Source organism: Micromonospora sp. NPDC051925 (assembly GCF_044548625.1).
In the GTDB taxonomy this organism is placed as follows: Bacteria; Actinomycetota; Actinomycetes; order Mycobacteriales; family Micromonosporaceae; genus Micromonospora.
The window spans coordinates 200,501-220,076 of record NZ_JBIUCH010000001.1 but is presented as its reverse complement, the minus strand read 5'-3'; the positions used below and the strand labels follow the sequence as shown (position 1 = coordinate 220,076).

The following is a 19,576-nucleotide window of genomic DNA, read 5'->3' as shown; positions in this document are numbered from 1 at the left end:
GGACCTTACCTGGAGGGCGTGTGAAGCGGAACTGGGAGGCCCTGGTGCTCAAGGCCATGGGCGGCCGGGACTTCCGGCTGACCGTGCGCAGCACCGAGTCGATCGGCGGGCACTACCAACGCCTGGTCCTGGACGACGGAGGGCTGCTGGCGGCGTGCAAGGTGCACCCCACCATGTGGATCCGGCTCTGGTTCGACGACGCCGGCCGCCCCCACCAGCGGGCGTACACCCTGGTCGACCCGGACCCGGCGGCCGGCCGGTTCACCCTCGAGTTCGCCCTGCACGACGGCTGCGCGGCCCGCTGGGCGAGCGCCGCGCAGGTCGGCGACACCATCGTCGCCACCATGCAGGGCAGCGCCTTCACCCTGCCCGACCCGGCACCCGGGCACCTCTACCTGGTCGGCGACGCCGCCTCGCTGCCGGCGGTGAACAGCCTGCTCGACGCCGCCGCCGACCTGCCCGCCACGGTCTGGCTGGAGTACGCCCACGACGGGGAGCGGGCGCTCGCCCTCCGCGCCCGGGACCACCAGCGGGTCACCTGGGTGCCGCGCGGCGACGACGGCCAGCAGCTCCTCGACACCGTACGCGCCGAACTGCCGGCCGCGCCGGACGCCCACTACTGGGTGGCCGGCGAGGCGGCCAGCACCCGCGCCCTCACCCGGCACGTCCGGCGCACCCTCGGGATGGGCAGGCAGCAGCTCACCTCGCTGGGCTACTGGAGCGCCCGGTGAAGGGACGCCTCGGCACGCTCACCGCGCTCTACGTCACCCAGTACCTCGGCATCGGGTTCATCACCGTCGGGCTGACCGCCATCCTGCGCGACGGCGGCACCTCGCTGGACACCCTGGCCCTGCTCCAGTTCGTCGGCCTGGTCTGGCCGATCAAGTTCCTCTGGGCCCCGCTGCTCGACCGGTACGGCTCCCGCCGGCACGGCCACTACCGGTCCTGGCTGCTGCCGTTGCAGGCCGGTCTGGTGCTGGCGCTGCTGGCCCTGTTGCCGTTCGCCGACCCGGCCCGACAGCTCGGCCCGGTGGTGGCGATCTGCGCCGCCTACGTGTTCTTCTCCGCCACCCAGGACATCGCCGTCGACGCGGTCGCCGTCCGGGTGCTGTCCGAGGGTGCCCGGGGGGCCGGCAACGGCATCCAGGTCGCCGCCAGCTACCTGGGCAACCTGCTCGGTGGCGGCGCGTGCGTGCTGGTCTACGACAGGTACGGCTGGGTGCCGGCGATCGGGCTGCTGGCCGCGCTGACCGCCGTCGGGCTGCTGGTGGTGTGGCGGTTCCGGGAGCCGGCCCGGATCGCGCGGGTGGCCCGCGCCGGGCAGGCGTACCGGGCGTTGTTGTCGGTGTTCGGCCAGCCCGGCTGCCGCTGGTGGACCTTCGGCGTGGTGCCGCTGGTCTACACCGGCGCCGGCGCGGCCTATGCCCTGGTCACCCCGGCGCTGGTCGACGCGGGGTGGTCGCTGGCCCGGATCGGCGTGGTCACCGGCGTGGTGACCAGCGCGCCGGCGATCGTCGCCGGCCTGCTCGCCGGGGCCGGTGTCGACCGGTTCGGCCGGGGACGGGTGCTCGTCGTCGGGGGCGCGGCCCTCGCGGTCTCCACGGGACTGCTGCTGCCGCTGATGAACGGGCGGGCGCCGCTGGGGACGACGGTGGTGGCGCTGTGCTGCTTCATGGCCGCGTACACCGTCGCCAACGTGGTGCTCTACGTGGTCAACATGGACTACTCGCGGCCCGGCACCGGGGGCACGGACTTCACCGTGCTGTCGTCGTTCGGGCTGATCTGTTCGTTCCTGGCGGCCTCGCTCGGACTGGCCGCGGCCGACCGGGTCGGCTATTCCGCCGTCGCGATCGCCTCGGTGGTGCTGGTCGCCCTCGGTGTCCTGGTGGGGCTGGGGCACCAGCGCCGGTTCCGGGCCACGCCGGTACGGCTATCCGAGCCGGCGGCCGAGCCGATCCCCGCATCCGGCTGATCCGTTCGCCCCGGGGTGTCGGAATTGACAAGGAGTTAGGTTAGGATACCCTAACCTGCGAGATCAACTGGGTCGCCGGAGGACCTGCGACGCCCACTGCCCCGCGCGCCCGCCACCGACCGTCGAGGACTGCCCATGAGCCTGCCCGGATCCACCGTCGAGGCCCCCGTGACCGGGACGCGTCCCACCCCGCCCCGCGCCCACCTGTTCACCGCCGGCTCCGTCGAGGACTACCGCCGGGTCGTCACCGAGGGAGTCGCCCGGGTGGCGGCGCGGGTGGCCGACGCCGACCGGCCGTGCACCGGAATCAGCCCGGACGCGCTGGCTCCCCGGGTCGCCGGCATCGACCTGGACCGCCCGCTGGGCGACACCGGGGCCGCCCTCGACGAACTGCACGACGTGTACCTGCGCGACGCGGTCTACTTCCACCACCCCCGCTACCTGGCCCACCTCAACTGTCCGGTGGTCATCCCCGCCCTGCTCGGCGAAGCGGTGCTCAGCGCGGTGAACTCCTCCCTGGACACCTGGGACCAGAGCGCCGGGGGCACCCTGATCGAACGCCGGCTGGTCGACTGGACCGCCGAGCGGATCGGCTTCGGGCCGGTCGCCGACGGCGTCTTCACCAGCGGCGGCACCCAGTCCAACCTGCAGGCGCTGCTGCTGGCCCGGGAGGAGGCGTACGCCGACATCGTCGGCGGCGGCACCGACCGGCCCAGCCGCCCCGAGGTGCTGTCCCGGCTCCGGATCATCACCTCCACCGCCGGCCACTTCAGCGTCCAGAAAGCCGCCAAGCTGCTCGGCCTCGGTGCCGACGCGGTGCTCACCATCGCCACCGACGCCGGCCGGCGGATGCGTACCGACGAGCTGGCCGAGACCATCGACCGGTGCCGACGCGACGGCCAGACCGTGATGGCCGTGGTCGCCACCGCCGGCACCACCGACTTCGGCACCATCGACCCGCTGGAGCGGATCGCCGAGATCTGCACCGCCGCCGGGGTCTGGCTGCACGTCGACGCCGCCTACGGCTGCGGGCTGCTGGTCTCGCCCACCCGGCGGCACCTGCTCGCCGGCATCGAACGGGCCGACTCGGTCACCGTCGACTACCACAAGTCGTTCTTCCAGCCGGTCAGCTCCAGCGCCCTGGTCGTCCGCGACCGGCGGGTGCTGCGCCACGCCACCTGGCACGCCGACTACCTCAACCCGGCCCGGATGGTCGAACGGCGCATCCCCAACCAGGTCGACAAGAGCCTGCAGACCACCCGCCGCTTCGACGCCCTCAAGCTCTGGCTCACCCTGCGGATCATGGGCCCGGACGCGGTCGGCGCGCTCTTCGACGAGGTGGTCGACCTCGCCACCGCCGCCTGGCGGCTGCTCGCCGACGACCCCCGCTTCGAGGTGGTGACCCGCTCACAGCTGAGCACTGTGGTGTTCCGCTACCTGCCCCCCGGTGCCGGCCGCGACGTCGTCGACGACGCCAACCTGTACGCCCGCGAGGCGCTGGCCGCCTCCGGTGCCGCCCTCGTCGCCGGCACCAAGGTGGACGGTGCCCACCACCTCAAGCTCACCCTGCTCAACCCCGAGACCACCCTCGACGACATCGCCCACGTGCTCGACCTGATCGCCGAGCACGCCAGCTGGTACGCCCGCACCCGCGCCACCGCCGAGCTGTCCAGCCCCGTCGGCTGACCCCCCGCCTGGAGAAAACCCCTGTGTCGACCCACGACTTCATCGCCGTCGGGCTGGGCCCGTACAACCTGGGCCTGGCCTGCCTGACCGCGCCGCTCGACGACCTCGACGGCCTCTTCCTCGAAGCCCGCGACGACTTCGACTGGCACCCCGGCATGCTGCTGGACTCCACCCGGTTGCAGACGCCGTTCATCGCCGACCTGGTGACCCTGGCCGACCCCACCTCCCCGTACTCCTTCCTCAACTACCTGAAGGAATCCGGCCGGCTCTACCCGTTCTACATCCGGGAGAGCTTCTTCCCGCTGCGCCACGAGTACAACGACTACTGCCGTTGGGCCGCCGCCAAGCTGCCCTCGGTGCGCTTCGGCCACCGGGTCACCGCCGTCGAGTACGACCCCGCCGACGAGCGGTACGTGGTGCACGCCGTGGTCGGCGAGGAACGGGTCACCCACCGGGCCCGGCACCTGGTGCTCGGCACCGGCACCCCGCCGCACATCCCGGACGCCTGTCAGGGCCTCGGCGGCGAGGTCATCCACAACTCGCGGTACCGGGAGCACCGGGCGGCGTTGCGTGCCAAGCGCAGCATCACGGTCGTCGGCAGCGGACAGAGCGCCGCCGAGATCTACCACGACCTGCTCACCGACCTCGGCACCCACGGCTACCAGCTCAACTGGGTCACCCGGTCGCCGCGCTTCTTCCCCCTCGAATACACCAAGCTCACCCTGGAGATGACCTCACCGGACTACGTGGACTACTTCCACGCCCTGCCCGAGGCGACCCGCTACCGGCTGGAGAGCGCCCAGAAGAGCTTGTTCAAGGGGATCAACGCCGACCTGATCAACGACATCTTCGACCTGCTCTACGCCCACCGGGTGCACGGGCCGGTGCCGACCCGGCTGCTGACCAACACCGAACTGACCAGCGCCCGGTACGACGAGACCAGTGGGACGTACACCCTCGGGCTGCGCAACGTCGAGCAGGAGCGTGACCTCACCCTCGACACCGAGGCGCTGGTGCTGGCGACCGGCTACTCCTACCGGGTGCCGGAGTTCCTCACTCCGATCCGCGACCGGCTGCGCTGGGACTCCCACGGCCGGTTCGACGTGGCCCGCAACTACAGCATCGACCACACCGGCCGGGGGGTCTTCCTGCAGAACGCCGGCACCCACACCCACAGCATCACCTCACCCGACCTGGGCATGGGCCCGTACCGTAACTCCTGGATCATCCGGGAGCTGACCGGCCACGAGCACTACCCGATCGAGGACCGGATCGCCTTCCAGGAGTTCGGTGTCCCGGCCGGAGCCCCCGCGTGACCGACATCGTGCACCGTCGGCACGCCCCGGGGCTCGGCGAGTTCGCGCTGCGCACCCTCGACCCGGAGGCCGACGCCGAACTGCTGCACGGCTGGGTGACCCACCCGAGGTCGGCGTTCTGGCTGATGCAGGACGCCGACGTCGCCGGGGTCGCCCGGGAGTACCGCCGGATCGCCGAGCACCCGCACCACGACGCGTACCTCGGGCTCTGGCGCGGCCAGCCGGCCTTCCTCGCCGAACGCTACGACCCGGCCAGGGCCGAACTCGTCGGCCTCTACCCGCCGGTCGACGGCGATGTCGGCATGCACTTCCTGTGCGCGCCCACCGACCAGCCGGTGCACGGCTTCACCCGGGCCGTCATCACCACCGTCCTGGACTGGCTCTTCGCCGATCCGGCGACCCGGCGCGTGGTGGTCGAACCCGACGTGCGCAACACCGCCGTGCACACCCTCAACGCTGCCGTCGGGTTCACCGTCGTCGGCCCGATCCGCAAGCCGGAGAAGGACGCCCTGCTCAGCGTCTGCACCCGCGACCAGTTCCTGGCCGCCACCCGAGGAGACGTACCCGCGTGAACCCCGCCGCATCCGTGGCCCACCTGACCCCCGCCACCTGGGCCCACGCCAACCGGCTGCTGGTCGGCAAGGCGCTGGCCGAGTTCGCCCACGAACGCCTGGTCGCGCCCACGCCCACCGGCGACGGGCAGTGGGTCGTGCGCACCGACGACGGCACGGTGGACTACCGCTTCACCGCCCGCCGGTTCGCCCTCGACCACTGGCGGATCGACCCCGACAGCATCACCCGGCGGCGCGGCGACGAGGAACTGCCACCCGACGCCGTCGACCTCTGCCTCGAACTGCGCGGCGCGCTCGGCCTCAGCGACCAGGTGCTCCCGGTCTACCTGGAGGAGATCACCTCCACCCTGGCCGGCACCGCGTACAAGCTGGCCCGGCCGGCGGTGGGCGCGGCCGAGCTGGCCCGCGCCGACTTCCAGGCGATCGAGACCGGCATGACCGAGGGGCATCCGTGCTTCGTGGCCAACAACGGCCGGATCGGGTTCGGCGTGCACGAATACCACGTGTACGCCCCCGAGGTCGGTCGACCGGTCCGGCTGGTCTGGCTCGCCGCGCACCGCGACCACGCCACCTTCAGCAGCGCCGCCGACCTCGACTATCCCACCCTGCTGCGCACCGAACTCGGCCCGGACACCCTGGCCCGGTTCGCCGCCACCCTGACCGACGCCGGTGTCGACCCGGACGACTACCTGCTCATCCCGGTGCACCCCTGGCAGTGGTGGAACCGGCTCGCGGTCACCTTCGCCGGTGAGGTGGCCCGGCAGCGCCTGGTCTGCCTCGGTGAGGCGCCGGACGAGTACCTGGCGCAGCAGTCCATCCGGACCTTCTTCAACGTCACCAGCCCGCACCGGCACTACGTCAAGACCGCCCTGTCCGTGCTGAACATGGGCTTCCTGCGGGGCCTGTCGGCCGCCTACATGGAGGCCACCCCGGCGATCAACGACTGGCTCGTCGACCTGGTCGCCGCCGACCCGGTGCTCGCCGGCACCGGACTGACGATCATCCGGGAACGGGCTGCCGTCGGCTACCGCCACCCGCAGTACGAGGCGGCGACCGACCGTTACTCGCCGTACCGCAAGATGCTGGCCGCGCTGTGGCGGGAGAGCCCGGTCCCCGGCCTGGCCCCCGGCCGGCGGCTGGCCACCATGGCCGCCCTGCTGCACACCGACCGCGACGGGCGGTCCCTCGCCGCCGCCCTGATCGCCGAGTCCGGCCTGCCCCCGCAGGAGTGGCTGCGCCGCTACCTCGACGCCTACCTGGTGCCGCTGCTGCACAGCTTCTACGCCCACCGGCTGGCCTTCATGCCGCACGGCGAGAACGTCATCCTGGTGCTGCACGACGGCGTGGTCGAGCGGGTGATCTTCAAGGACATCGCCGAGGAGATCGTGGTGATGGACCCCGACGTCGACCTGCCGCCGCCGGTGCAGCGGGTCCGCGCCGCCATTCCCGAGGACGAGCAACTGCTGACCATCTTCACCGACGTCTTCGACTGCTTCTTCCGCCACCTCAACGCCGTGCTGGCCGCCGAGGACGTGCTCGACGAGGACGACTTCTGGCGTACCGTCGCCGCCTGCGCGACCGACTACGCCGCCGGTGTCCCGCACCTGGCCGACCGGCTGCGCCGGCACGACCTGTTCGCCGGGGAGTTCACCCTGTCCTGCCTCAACCGGCTGCAACTGCGCAACAACCAGCAGATGGTCGACCTCGCCGACCCGTCGGCGGCGCTCCAGTTCGCCGGCACCCTGACCAACCCGCTGGCCCGTTTCGCCCCGCCGCGATGAGCACCACCGACGGGCTGGCCCCCGCCCGGCCCATCGCCACCGCCCCGGCTGCCCCGCTGCGGTCGCGCTGGCTGATCCTGGCGGTGCTCTGCCTCGCCCAGTTGACAGTGGTGCTCGACAACACCGTGCTCACCGTGGCGGTGCCGGTGCTCACCACCGAACTGGACGCCAGCACCACCGACATCCAGTGGATGATCAACGCGTACGCGCTGGTGCAGTGCGGGTTGCTGCTCACCGCCGGCAGCGCGGCCGACCGCTACGGCCGCCGCCGGATGCTCGTCGCCGGCCTGATCCTGTTCGGCGTCGGCTCGCTGGCCGCCGGCCTGGCCCGCTCCGGCGACCAGCTGATCGCCGCCCGCGCCGGCATGGGCGTCGGCGGGGCGCTGCTGGTCACCGCCACCCTCGCCGTCGCCATGCAGGTCTTCGACGGCGCCGAGCGGTCCCGGGCGATCGGCATCTGGGCGGCCACCAGCGCTCTCGGGTACGCCGCCGGCCCGCCGATCGGCGGCATCATCCTCGCCCACCTGCCCTGGGGTGCGATCTTCCTGGTCAACGTGCCCATCGTGCTGGTCTGCCTGGTGGCCACCCGGGCGCTGGTGCCGGAGTCCCGCGACCCGGTAGGCGGGCGACCCGACGTCGGCGGGGTGCTGCTGTCCACCGCCGGCCTCACCGGCGTGGTCTGGGCCATCATCGACGGTCCCGAGCGCGGCTGGACCTCGCCCGCCGTGCTCGGCGCAGCCTGCGTCGGAGTGCTGCTGCTGGCGGTCTTCGTCGGCTGGGAACGGCGGATCGCCGCCCCCATGCTCGACATGCACTTCTTCACCGACCGTCGGTTCGTCGGTGCGGTCACCGGGGTCGTCCTGATCACCTTCGGCTCCACCGGCGCGTTGTTCCTGCTCACCCAGCACCTCCAGTTCGTCCGTGGCTACCCGGCCTGGGAGGCGGGGCTGCGGATGGTGCCGTTCGCGCTGTCCATCGTGCTGCTCAACCTGGGCGGGGTCGCGACCCGGCTGATCCGCCGACTCGGGGTGCCCGGGGCCATCGCCCTGGGCATGGTGCTGCTCTCCGCCGGCCTCACCCTGATCACCCACGTCCGCTCCGACGGCTACGGCGTGCTGCTGACCGGGCTGCTGGTGATGGGCTTCGGCTGCGCCCTGGCCAACCCGGCCATCGTCGAGGCGGTGATGGGCGCGATCCCACCATCGAAGGCGGGTGTCGGCGCCGGGATCGACGGCACCATGGCCGAGGTGGGGGGCAGCCTCGGCATCGCCGTGCTCGGGGCGGTGCTCAACGCCCGGTTCGCCGCGCTCGCGCCGATCGCGGTGGCCGGCGCGGGCTCGTACCCCGCGGCGCTGGCCCTCGCCGGAGGCGACACCGAACGCGCCCGGGTCACCGACGCGTTCGAATCCGCGCTGGTCACCGGGCAGACCGCCGGTGCGGTGGCGGTCCTCGCCGGTGGGCTGCTCGCCGCCGGGCTGCTGCGCCGCGCGGAGCGCGCCGGGCACGGTGACGGACGACGATAGTGCGGTGCCGCCCGCGTGGAACGCCGAACATCCCGCGCGGGCAGCCGATCGACGATCGTACTGAGGGCATGCCAGCGCTGGACGGCCCGGCCCGCCTCAGCGACCGGGACCGGACGGGCTCCCCGCCGGCCAGGCCGCCGGAGTCCGTTCCAGCACCCCGCCGGCGAAGACGTCGCGCAACCCCAGCGGCTTCAGGTGGACGTAACCGATGTGGCAGTCACACGCGACGGCGTCGCACGCCCGGGGCGTGAGGGCGGCCCGCCACGACCCGTCGTAGAGGTTGCCGATCGGGGTGGGCCGGAAGTGGCAGCGGCGCACCGTGCCGTCACCGAGCACGGAGATCGCCGTCTCCCCGGCGTGGCAGGGGCGACCCAGCGACGGGTGCGGGCGGACGCTCCAGCCGAACAGCGGGTCCAGCACCGTCCAGGTCGCCTCCTCGTCGGCGGTGTAGTGGTGGCCGTCGGCGGCGTTCACCCACAGGTACACCTCCTCGGGCAGTGCGGCGCGCAGCGCCCGTGCCTCGTCGAGGTGCGCGGGCAGGCCGACCACCCCGACCGAGTACCGGATGCCCAGCTCGGACAGCCGGGCGCAGCGGGCGAGGAACCGGTCCCGGGTGACCTGCCCCGGGTGGTACGTCGTCCACAGCGCCGCCGTCGCCCGGTCGGCGTCGGCCAGCCAGTCCAGCCGGGCGGCCAGGTTGGTCTGGATCACCACCCGCCCGACGTGCGGCAGGTGGGACAGCGACACCATGGCGTCGCGGTACCAGCTGCGGGTCAGCCCCTCGCCCCACGGGGTGAACAGCACCGACAGCCGGACGTCGGTGGTCGCCGCCACCCAGTCGGCGAACCGGGCCAGCGCGGTCCGGTCCGCGCGCAGCACCTCCGGCGGGTCGACCCGCTTGGCGAACGGGCAGTACGGGCAGTCGTAGTTGCAGCTCGCCAGCGGCCCCCGGTAGAGCACCGCCAGCTCCGCCCCGGCGTCGGCACACCGGTCGCCGGAACACACCGGCTGCGGCGTGCCGGACGGGCCGGGCCGTGCCGGCAGCGGTGTGCGGGGCGGGGCGGGGTGCAGCGGCAGCGGTGTGCCGGGTCGGCCGTTCACCGGGGCACGTACCCGGTCATCGCCTGGTGGACCCGGGCGGAGGTCAGCCACGGGCCGATCGCGTCGGAACGGGCCAACCCGGCCGGGGTCAGCCGCAGCCCGTCGGCGTCGGCCCAGCCCCGGTCGGCCAGCTGCCCCAGCTCGGGAAAGTCCGCGCCCGGCGGCCGGCCGAACCGGGCGGCGTAGGCCGACGCGTCGACCCCCTCGGCGCGCAGCAGCGACTTGAGCAGCCAACGGCGGCGCTGCTCGGTGCCGTCGAGGGCGAAGCCGAACTCGGCGTACCGGAAGTCGTCGGCCGGGCGGGCCAGGTAGTCCGCCAGCACCGCCCGGACCTGCGACACCCCGACCGCGTAGTCGAACGAGTAGTGCAGCGCGGTGGTGTAGGACCGTGCCCCGCAGCCCAGCCCCACCATGCCGTCGTCCTGGCAGCAGTAGTCCGGCCCGTCCGGGGCCGGCACGTCCGCGCGGCGGAACTGCCGCATCGACTCCTGCCGGTAGCCGGCCGCGCCGAGGGTCCGCACCGCCTGCTGATAGAGGGCCAGCCGCTGGGCGTCCCAGTCGGCGCGGCCGTGCGCCCGCCGGCCCAGCCCGGTCAACGGCCGCACGTAGAGCGGATACAGGTACAGCTCCTCCGGCCGCCAGGCCAGCGCCGCGTCCAGGCTCTCCTGCCAGGTCGCGGCGGTCTGCCCGTCGATGCCGTAGATCAGGTCGATGTTGAGCACCGGGACCGCCGCGTCGCGGATCGCGCCGAGCGCCGCCTCCACCTCCGTGCGCCGCTGCGGCCGGCCGGCGGCCCGCGCCTCGACGTCCAGGAAGCTCTGCACCCCGATGCTCACCCGGCTGACGCCGTGCGCCGCCAGCACCGCGAGCCGGTCCGGCGTCGCGGTGGCCGGCGAGGTCTCCACCGACAGCGGTACGCCCGGCAGCCGGGCCCCCGAGACGCGGGTGACGATGTCGAACAGCTCGGTCAGCTCGTCGGCGGTCAGATAGGTGGGGGTGCCCCCGCCCAACGCCACCCGGGCGTAGCGGGCGTCGTCGCCGAGCGCGTCGGCGACCCGTTCGGCCTGCCGGCGCAGCTGCCGCAGGTAGGCCGTGACCTGCTCCTGCGGCGCGTTGGCCCGGGTGAACAGGTTGCAGAAGCCGCAGCGCATCTCGCAGAACGGCAGGTGCACGTAGAGGAAGAGCGCGTCGCGGGCCTCGGCCCGCCACACGTCGGCCAGCAGCGGCCGGGGCCGCAGCGCCCGGTACGAGGTCTTGTGCGGATAGGCGTAGAGGTACTGCTGGTACGGCGAGCCGTCGAGGCCCGTGTCGGTGCTGGTCACCATTCCCCCGGTCGCAGTGTGAAGTGGGCGTACGGGACGGTCCACACGACGTCGTGGCCGATCCGGTGGCCGGTGTGGCCGTCCTCGCCGTACGCCGTGCCGTGGTCGGAGCAGATGATCGTGAACACCGGTCGCCCTCGCCCGGTGAGCAGGGCGAACAGTCGGTCGACGCGGGAGTCGACGTACTCCAGGGCGGCGGCGTGGCTGTCCCGGCTGTCGGTCTCCGCGCCGGGCAGGTGGTGCCGGTTGGGCTGGTGCAGGGCGGCGACGTTGAGGAAGGTGAACAACGGCCGGTCGGCCGGGACGCCGGGCAGCACCTCGGCCAGCCGGTCGAGCTGCGCGTCCAGGCAGGTGGGGGAGGTGACCCCGAACTCCGGTTCCCAGTGCGCCTCGGCGAACAGGCCGGGCAGCACCGCGCCGAGCGGGCTGCGCTGGTTGAAGAAGCCCACCCCGCCCAGGCAGAGCGTGTGGTAGCCGGCCCCGGCCAGGGCGGTGGGCAGGTCGGGAGCGTCGAAGACCCAGGTGTCCCCACCGGCGGTCTCGCTGCCGGGGAACGCCGCCGCGTACAGCCGTTCGTGCCGGCCCGGCCCGACCGGGGTGGGCAGGAACCCGGCGAAGAATGCGTGATGGGCGGCGTAGGTGAAGCTGGCGGGGGAGTGCCGCTGCTCCCAGCGCCCGCCGGGCAGCACCCGGGTCAGCCGGGGGGTCCGCCCCGCCCCGGCCAGCTCGGCGGCCACGTCGAAGCGCAACGTGTCCAGGGTGACCAGGCAGATGTCGTGACCGCCGATCAGGGTGCGCATCCGACCGCCTCCCGTTGCGTCGCCGCCGGCCTGCCGGGCGCGGCGTGCGGCTGACCCGCCGCCGGGCCGCACCGGCTCGGGGCGGCCGGTGTCGGCAACGCCGCCGCCGTGGCCCGCCACCGGTCCCACCGGCCGCTGGTCAGCGCGTGCACCTGCTCGGCGTAGGTGTCCCGGCCGTCGGCCAGCACCCCGGGCAGCAGGTCGCCGAACGCGTTGACCTCGGCCACCGCGTGTCGACGCCAGCCCACCAGGAACATCAGGTCCACCCCGACGTGCAGCGACCGGGGGAAGCACGCCGCCGCCCGCTCACAGGTCTCCATCGCCGCCGACCAGGCCGCCGGCCCGGCCGCCGTACGCAGTGCGCCCAGGTCACCTCGGGCGTTGCCGAGGTGCAGATTGGTCAACGGACCCCGGGCGGCCCGGACCACGGCGTGGCTGGGCCGGCCGGCGACCACCACCACCCGCAGGTCGACCACCCGGTCGGCCAGCCCGGCCTTGGGCAGCCACCGCTCCACGTGCAACCCTTCCGGGGCGAGCCGGTCGACCAGTGCCGCGACCGTCGCCTCGTCGTCGTAGCGGCGCAGCCGCAGCGAGTTGAACAGCCCGTCCGGGGTGGTCTCGATCGTGGTGACCGCCTGCACCCGGCGCGGGCCGACCGCGAGCGCGATCACCCCGGCCGCCGACGAGCCGTGCGCCGGCTTGACGAACACCCGGTGCCACCCGGCCGCCGCCATCGCCGCCCGTAGCTGCGGATAGTCGCCCACCGGGGGCAGCGCCGCCGGCACCGGCACCCCGGCCGCCGACAGCAGCGCGTGGCAGCGTCGCTTGTCGCACAGCGCCGCGACGTCGTCGGGGTGGTTGAGCAGCGTCGCGCCACCTGCGGCCACCCGGCCCATCCCGGCCACCAGCCCGGTGTACGTGTCGGCCAGGCCGACCAGCTCACCGTGCCGGGCCGGGATGGCCGCCCCACGCAGCAGCCGGTCCACCTCTGGATCCTCGCCGGGGGAGTCCACCCGGACCAGGGCGTCGCCTGCCGGCGGGGCCGCCCCGGTGAGCACCTGCGCCCAGGGCAGCACTGCCGGGTCGGGCAACCCCGCGTCGCGGACGGCCCGCCGGAACAGCATTACCCGCCGGTTGTCGGGGTTGCCGACCACGGTCAGTCGCATGTCACTCCGACACCGCCGTGTAGCGGTAGATCTCGCCGTCGTCCTCGTCCGCCTCCTGTGGCTCCGAGACGTCCACCTCGACACCGGGCAGTGCGGCGGTGACCCGGGCCACCGCCTCCTCGGACAGGAAGTGGTGGTGCAGGTCCAGGGTGGTCAGGTGGGTCAGCGACTGGCCGGCGAGCAGCGCGGCGAGCCCCTCGTCGCTGAGGGTGCCCAGCGACAGGTCGAGCCGCTCCAGCCGCCGCACCACCGGTGCCGTGGCGAGCGCCGCGGCGAGGTCGTCGGCGATCTCGGCGTTGCGCAGCCCGAGCCGGCGCAGCGCGGGGAAGAGCTTCCCGGCCAGCAGCGCGTCCAGGTCGGAAACGGCGGTGTCGCCCCCGTAGTCGTCGGTGCCGAGCCACAGGTCCAGGTGGGTCAGCGCGGGCAGCTCCGAGTCGAGCACCGCGCCGACGAACTCCCGGGACAGCCCGCCGCTCTGCACGGACAGCGTCCGCAGCCGGTCGTGGCGCACCGGGGAGAAGGTGAAGTCCTCGCCGCCGCGTACCCGCAGCACCTCCAACTCCGGGTACGCCGTCAGCAACGGGCTGACGTCGCCGACCCGCATCCAGGAGACCTCGCACTCCTCGACGGTCATGTCCCCGAGGAAGAGGGCCCGCAGCCGGGGCAGCCGGGGGGCCGCCGCGCAGAGCTGGGCGATCGGGGCCTGGTGGAACGCCGCGTACCCCCAGGCACCGACGACCAGCGCCTCGACCCGGTCACCGGCCTGGTCGACGAACCGGTCGAGCCGCTCCCGGAACTGCTCCGACAGGGCGACCTTCTGGCTGCCTTCGTCGAAGTGCCAGTCGGCGATCCGCCAGCACACCGGGCCGGCCACGACGGGCAGTGGCCCGTCGGCCGGGACCTGGACCACCGGCCGCCCGGCGAACGTCTCCGCGTGGGAACCGAACGTCATCGTCGGTCACTCCCCGACCGCGGTGAAGCGGTAGGTCCGGCCGCCGTACTCGTCGGGGGTCTGCGGGTCGTCGAGGTCGACCTCGACGCCGGGCAGCGCCGCCCGCAGCCGTTGCTGGACCTCGGCGGAGAGGAAGTGGTGATGCAGGTCGAGGCGGCGCAGGTGGGTCAGCGGCTGCCCGGCCAGCAGCGCCTCGGCGCCGGGGTCGGTCAGTACCCCCATCGACAGGTCGAGGACCTCCAGCCGGGAGACCACCGGGGCGGTGGCCACCGCCCGCGCGACGTGGTCGGCGAACTCTGCGTTGCAGACCGCCAGGTGCCGCAGCGCCGGCAGCCGGTCACCGGCCAGGATCGCGGCCAGGTCGTCGACGCCGGTGTCCCCGCCGTAGTCCTGCCGACCCAGCCACAGGTCGAGCCGGCGCAGCGCGGGCAGGTCACAGTCGCCCACCGCGCGGGTCACCGCACCGGGCAGCCCGCCGGTCTGGAAGCCCAACTCCCGCAGCCCGGTGTGCCGCACCGGGGTCAGGCTCAGCTCGGTGGCCCCGCGTACCCACAGCACCTCCAACTGCGGGTAGGCGGTCAGCAGCGGGGTGAGGTCGTCGTGGTTGATCCAGGAGATCTCACACTGCTCGCTGACCAAGTCGGCCAGGAACACCGCCCGCAGGCCGGTCCACTCCTTCGCCGCGTCGGCCAGCAGGCCGACCGGTGGGCCACACTCGTACGCCGAACCCCACTCGCCGATCACCAGCGCCCGGACCGCGTCGCCGGGCACCTCCGCCCGCAGCGCGGTGACCAGGCCGGCGAACTCCTCCGGAGGGGCCTCGAAGTCCTCGACCTCCAGCCGCCAGGCAACGGCCGACGGATCGTCGGGCAGGGTCATCCCCGAGGTGAAGGGGACCACCGGCATTCCGGCGAACGACGACAGGTGCGAACGGATCATGCCTACCTCCGGCTTGACTGGTGCAACGGCGGCGCGACCGTAACAGGCCCACCCGACAAGATGATCAGTGCCGGGGCGGGTGACACCCGGTGCCGCTCGGCGCGGAGAGCCGTGGTCACCAGGTCGCGCGCCCCCGCCCGCCGCCGCGATGCCTCCTCGACCCGGTCCGGACCCGGTGTCGACCGGCCGCCGTCCGGGGGGCCGCGCTGTACACAGCGATCGATGTGTGTCAGTCTCATGCCAGCGCTCCCACGGCCTCCGTGCTGATTCGTCATGCCTGGAACCGTCTGCGAACACCTGGGGAGAGCAACCCGTGAATAGCCGCACCCGACGGGTGGCGACGATCGTCGCCACCGCCGTCACCACCACCCTCGTCGCCGGTGTCGTCACCGCCGTCTCGGCCCAGGCCGCCGCCGGCTGTCAGGTCACCTACCAGGTCAGCTCCCAGTGGGCCGGTGGCTTCACCGCCGCCATCAACATCAAGAACCTGGGTGACGCCGTCAACGGCTGGCGGCTCGGCTGGACCTTCCCCGCCGGGCAGAGCATCACCAGCGCCTGGGGCTTCACCGCCAGCCCGGCCAGTGGCAACGTCATCGCCACCAACCTCGACTACAACGCCAACATCGGCACCAACGGCAGCGTCGACGTCGGCTTCAACGGCACCTGGACCGGCAGCAACCCCAACCCCACCAGCTTCACGCTCAACGGCACCACCTGCACCGGCTCGACCACCCCCACCACCGCCCCGCCCACCACCGCGCCGCCCACCACCGCGCCGCCGACGACCGCGCCGCCGACGACCGCGCCGCCGACGACCGCGCCGCCGACGACCGCGCCGCCGACGACCGCGCCGCCGACGACCGCGCCGCCGACCACCGCGCCGCCCACGACGCCACCGCCGACCACCACCCCGCCGCCGACCACCGGGACGCCGACGGTCGCGGCGGACGGCACCGGCACATACCGCACGGTCCAGGCCGCCATCGACGCCGTGCCGGCGAACAACGGCAGCCGGGTCACCATCACCATCAAGGCCGGCACCTACCGCCAGGTCGTCCGGGTGCCCTCGAACAAGCCCAACATCACCCTGCGCGGCCTGGGCAGCGCACCGGCGAACGTCGTGCTCGTCTACAACAACTCCGCCGGCACCGTGAAGCCGGACGGCACCACCTACGGCACCTTCAACAGCGCGAGCATGTTCGTCGACGGCGCGAACTTCGTCGCCGAGAACCTCACCATCTCCAACGACTACACCGAGAGCTCGTCCACGGTCGACCAGCAGGCGGTCGCGCTGCACCTGAACGCGGACCGGGCGGTGCTGCGCAACGTCCGGCTCCTCGGCGACCAGGACACCTTCCTGGTCAACGACAAGACCCGGGGGTACGTGGTCAACTCCTACGTGGAGGGCACCGTCGACTTCATCTTCGGCGGCGGCACCATCGTCTTCGACAGCAGCTCGATCTACGAGAAGCGGTCGACGGGCGCACCGATCACGGCCGCCCGAACCCCGGCCAGCAAGACGTACGGGATGCTGTTCTACCGCTCGACGATCACCGGAGCGACCAACAACGCCACCCAGCTCGGCCGCCCGTGGGGCCCGGACGCCCAGGTCCTGTACCGCGAGTGCACGCTCAGCGCGACCATCAAGACCGCTCAGCCCTGGACCGACATGTCCGGCAACGTGTGGCAGAACGCGCGGTTCCGCGAGTACCGCAACACCGGTGCCGGCGCCGGTACGAACAGCAATCGTCCCCAGCTCAGTGACGCCCAGGCAGCCACCTACACCCCGCAGCGCTACCTGGCGGGCACCGACGGCTGGAACCCGATGTGACCTGACCTGGTCGGCCGGGTGTCCCGGTCGACCAGGGCGCGGGGTCCGGGCTCGACCCAGGGTCGAGCCCGGACCCCGTTCGCGTGCGGCCCCGGGCCGACCCGGCGGCGCTGGGGCGGCGGCGATCAGCGAGTCATCGATGTAATCCTCTGCAATGTTTTGCAGGACTGTATGGCGGCCTACTGGTGGGCGTCAAGAAGGTGCGGTCGGGTGAGCTGCGGGGCTGCGTCAGTGGAAGGGGTGTTGCGGGCAGATGTCGGAAACTATGCCGCAAGGTCTTGCAAAGTTTTCAGGCTTACCGCATCGTCTTGGTTCACCGGACAGCCGTCCACACTCACCAGTGCCTCTTCGACCCCCGGAAGCAGGTCCACTCCTGATGTCCACACCCCGCGTCCCCCGGGGAACCCGTCTGCGACGGGGCCTCCTCGCCCTCGCTGTCACCGCCACCTCCCTCGCCGCGCTGAGCGCGCTGCCGGCCGCCACTCCCGCGACCGCCGCCGTCGCCCTCAACGACAGCGAGGTCACCGCCAACCTCTGGGAATGGAACTGGCGCTCCGTCGCCTCGGCGTGCACCGACCACCTCGGCCCGGCCGGTTACGGCGCGGTCCAGGTCGCCCCGCCGCAGGAGTCGGTCAGCCTGCCCACCAGCGCCGACGGGGCGCACCCCTGGTACGAGGTGTACCAACCGGTCTCCTACCGGCTGGAGAGCCGGTTCGGCACCCGTCAGCAGTTCGCCGACATGGTCACCACCTGCCACGACGCCGGCGTGCGGGTGTACGTCGACGCGGTGGTCAACCACATGGCCGGTGCGAACAACCCCGAGTCGGTCGTCGGGTACGCCGGCACCGACTTCTCCGGACCCGGCTACAGCTTCCCGGCCGTGCCCTACGGCACCGGCGACTTCCACCGTCCGGGTGACAACTGTCCGACCTCCGGTGCGATCAACGACTGGAACAACGAGGCCCAGGTCACCAGCTGCGAGCTGCTGTCCCTGACCGACCTGTACACCGAGAAGGACAGCGTCCGCACCAGGATCGCCGGCTTCCTCAACGACCTGATCGGCCTCGGCGTCGACGGGTTCCGGGTGGACGCGGTCAAGCACGTCAGGAAGGACGACTTCGCGGCGATCCTCGGCAAACTGCGCAACACCACCGCCGAGAACAAGCGCCCGTACGTCGCCCAGGAGATCTTCGACGGCGCTGGCAACGACGCCCTCAAGGCCCGTGCCTTCATCGGCAACGGCGACGTGCTCGACTTCGGGTACGCCAAGGGCCTGAAGTCGGCCTTCCAGGGTTCGATCGCCAACCTGGCCAACGTCGGGAGCTGGAACCTCGACGCGCCCAGCGCCAACGTGTTCGCCATGGTCACCAATCACGACCTGGAGCGCGACGGGGTGGTGCTGTCCTACCGCGACGGCACCGACTACACCCTGGCCAACTACTTCGCGCTGGCCTACCCGCACGGCAAGCCGTCGGTCTACGACAGCTTCTCCTGGTCCGTCCGCAACCAGTCCCCGCCCGCCGACGGCAACGGCTACGTCACCGACACCGTCTGCGGCGGCAGCTGGAACTGCCTGACCCGGTCCACCGGGATCAAGGGCATGGTCGGTTGGGCGAACGCCGCGAAGTCGGTCAGGAGCGTCGCCGACTTCACCACGGTCAACAGCAACGTCATCGGCTTCCACCGGGGCGACCGGGCCTGGATCGGGATCAACGACTCCGGTGTCGCCACCACCGCCACCTTCACCACCGGCCTGGCCGACGGCGCGTACTGCGACGTCATCTCCGGGGCGCGCGGCGCGGCCGGCTGCACCGGCACGACGGTGACCGTCGCCGCCGGCCGGGCCACCGTGCAGATCCCCGCCAACGGCGCGGTGGCGCTGCACGTCAACGCGAAGGGCGGCAGCAGCACGCCGACCCCCACGCCCACCGCGTCTCCCACGCCGACGCCGACCGCCCCCGCCGGCACGGTCGCCACCACCTTCACCGTCAACGCCTCCCTCGCCCCCGACCAGGACGTGTACGTGGTCGGCAGCATCCCGGCGCTGGGGTCGTGGGCCCCGGCCGCCGCCGTCCGGCTGACCGCGCAGGGCAGCGGGGCCTACCGGGCGGTGGTCGACCTGCCGGCGTCCACGGCGGTGGAGTTCAAGTTCCTCAAGAAGACCACGGCCGGCACGGTGACCTGGGAGTCGGGGAGCAACCGCACGGTGACCACGCCCGCGAACGGCACCTCGGCGGTGACCGGCACCTTCCGGGGCGACCCGGTCGGCACCCAGGGCGGTGCGGCGTTCTCCGTCAACGCCAGCACCTCCTACGGGCAGAACGTCTACCTGGTGGGCAGCGTCGCGGCGCTGGGTTCCTGGAGCCCGGCCGACGCTGTGCCGCTCTCCTCGGCCGCCTACCCGCTGTGGCGGGCCACGGTCGACCTGCCGCCGAACACGACGGTCGAGTACAAGTACCTCAAGAAGAACCCCGACGGCACGGTGACCTGGGAGTCCGGCGGTAACCGCAGCGCCGCCATCCCGTCGGACGGCAACTGGAGCGCCAACGACACCTGGCGGTGACGCCGGTCCTGCCACGGTGGCCGATCCCCACCCGGGGGTCGGCCACCGTGCC

The 19,576-nt window shown here is 72.8% G+C and carries 15 protein-coding genes; 9 read left to right on the top strand and 6 right to left on the bottom strand.

The genetic code is table 11. From position 1 onward, the window contains the following. The first annotated feature begins 20 nt into the window (after nt 1-20). The 7 genes from ACIG87_RS00955 (at nt 21) to ACIG87_RS00925 (ending at nt 8,850) form a co-directional block, all read left to right on the top strand. Nucleotides 21-731, top strand: coding sequence for a siderophore-interacting protein (locus ACIG87_RS00955; RefSeq protein ID WP_396846913.1), 711 nt, complete (start codon nt 21-23; stop codon nt 729-731). Further along, nucleotides 728-1,972, top strand: a complete 1,245-nt coding sequence (locus ACIG87_RS00950; RefSeq protein ID WP_396846911.1) for an MFS transporter — start codon at nt 728-730, stop codon at nt 1,970-1,972. Before ACIG87_RS00955 ends, ACIG87_RS00950 begins: the two co-directional genes overlap by 4 nt. A gap of 135 nt (nt 1,973-2,107) precedes the next feature. Next, nucleotides 2,108-3,658, top strand: a complete 1,551-nt coding sequence (locus ACIG87_RS00945; RefSeq protein ID WP_396846909.1) for a pyridoxal phosphate-dependent decarboxylase family protein — start codon at nt 2,108-2,110, stop codon at nt 3,656-3,658. A 23-nt stretch (nt 3,659-3,681) separates the two neighbouring features. Continuing rightward, nucleotides 3,682-4,974, top strand: coding sequence for a lysine N(6)-hydroxylase/L-ornithine N(5)-oxygenase family protein (locus tag ACIG87_RS00940; RefSeq protein WP_396846907.1), 1,293 nt, complete (start codon nt 3,682-3,684; stop codon nt 4,972-4,974). 5 nt (nt 4,975-4,979) lie between these two features. After that, nucleotides 4,980-5,546 carry a GNAT family N-acetyltransferase gene (locus ACIG87_RS00935; RefSeq protein WP_396847573.1) on the top strand — a complete coding sequence of 189 codons (567 nt, stop codon included), beginning with the start codon at nt 4,980-4,982 and terminating at the stop codon, nt 5,544-5,546. Continuing rightward, a complete protein-coding gene (locus tag ACIG87_RS00930) occupies nt 5,543-7,327 on the top strand; it encodes an IucA/IucC family protein (protein ID WP_396846906.1) in 1,785 nt (594 codons plus the stop codon). Before ACIG87_RS00935 ends, ACIG87_RS00930 begins: the two co-directional genes overlap by 4 nt. Next, complete coding sequence (locus ACIG87_RS00925) at nt 7,324-8,850, top strand: MFS transporter (RefSeq protein WP_396846904.1); 1,527 nt, start codon at nt 7,324-7,326, stop codon at nt 8,848-8,850. Before ACIG87_RS00930 ends, ACIG87_RS00925 begins: the two co-directional genes overlap by 4 nt. A 96-nt stretch (nt 8,851-8,946) precedes the next feature. Here ACIG87_RS00925 and ACIG87_RS00920 read toward each other — a convergent pair whose 3' ends face one another. The 6 genes from ACIG87_RS00920 to ACIG87_RS00895 are packed head-to-tail and all read right to left on the bottom strand — an operon-like array spanning nt 8,947 to nt 15,130. Continuing rightward, nucleotides 8,947-9,951, bottom strand: coding sequence for an STM4011 family radical SAM protein (locus ACIG87_RS00920; RefSeq protein ID WP_396846902.1), 1,005 nt, complete (start codon nt 9,949-9,951; stop codon nt 8,947-8,949). Then, nucleotides 9,948-11,273: an STM4012 family radical SAM protein gene (locus ACIG87_RS00915; RefSeq protein ID WP_396846901.1), complete on the bottom strand. Its 1,326-nt coding sequence runs from the start codon at nt 11,271-11,273 to the stop codon at nt 9,948-9,950. The genes ACIG87_RS00920 and ACIG87_RS00915 overlap by 4 nt, the downstream gene beginning before the upstream one ends. Further along, nucleotides 11,270-12,073, bottom strand: a complete 804-nt coding sequence (locus tag ACIG87_RS00910) for an STM4013/SEN3800 family hydrolase (protein WP_396846899.1) — start codon at nt 12,071-12,073, stop codon at nt 11,270-11,272. The genes ACIG87_RS00915 and ACIG87_RS00910 overlap by 4 nt, the downstream gene beginning before the upstream one ends. Then, nucleotides 12,061-13,239, bottom strand: coding sequence for an STM4014 family protein (locus tag ACIG87_RS00905; protein ID WP_396846897.1), 1,179 nt, complete (start codon nt 13,237-13,239; stop codon nt 12,061-12,063). The genes ACIG87_RS00910 and ACIG87_RS00905 overlap by 13 nt, the downstream gene beginning before the upstream one ends. Before the next feature lies 1 nt (nt 13,240). Beyond that, nucleotides 13,241-14,191 carry an STM4015 family protein gene (locus ACIG87_RS00900; protein ID WP_396846896.1) on the bottom strand — a complete coding sequence of 317 codons (951 nt, stop codon included), beginning with the start codon at nt 14,189-14,191 and terminating at the stop codon, nt 13,241-13,243. A 6-nt stretch (nt 14,192-14,197) separates the two neighbouring features. Then, nucleotides 14,198-15,130 carry an STM4015 family protein gene (locus ACIG87_RS00895; RefSeq protein ID WP_396846894.1) on the bottom strand — a complete coding sequence of 311 codons (933 nt, stop codon included), beginning with the start codon at nt 15,128-15,130 and terminating at the stop codon, nt 14,198-14,200. Between the two features lie 313 nt (nt 15,131-15,443). Here ACIG87_RS00895 and ACIG87_RS00890 point away from each other — a divergent pair, with 313 nt between their 5' ends. Together ACIG87_RS00890 and ACIG87_RS00885 are read left to right on the top strand one after the other, a co-directional pair. After that, on the top strand, nt 15,444-16,961 hold the full coding sequence (locus ACIG87_RS00890; protein ID WP_396846892.1) for a pectinesterase family protein: 1,518 nt from the start codon (nt 15,444-15,446) through the stop codon (nt 16,959-16,961). A gap of 376 nt (nt 16,962-17,337) precedes the next feature. Further along, complete coding sequence (locus ACIG87_RS00885; RefSeq protein ID WP_396846890.1) at nt 17,338-19,524, top strand: carbohydrate-binding module family 20 domain-containing protein; 2,187 nt, start codon at nt 17,338-17,340, stop codon at nt 19,522-19,524. The last annotated feature ends 52 nt before the right edge of the window (nt 19,525-19,576 follow it).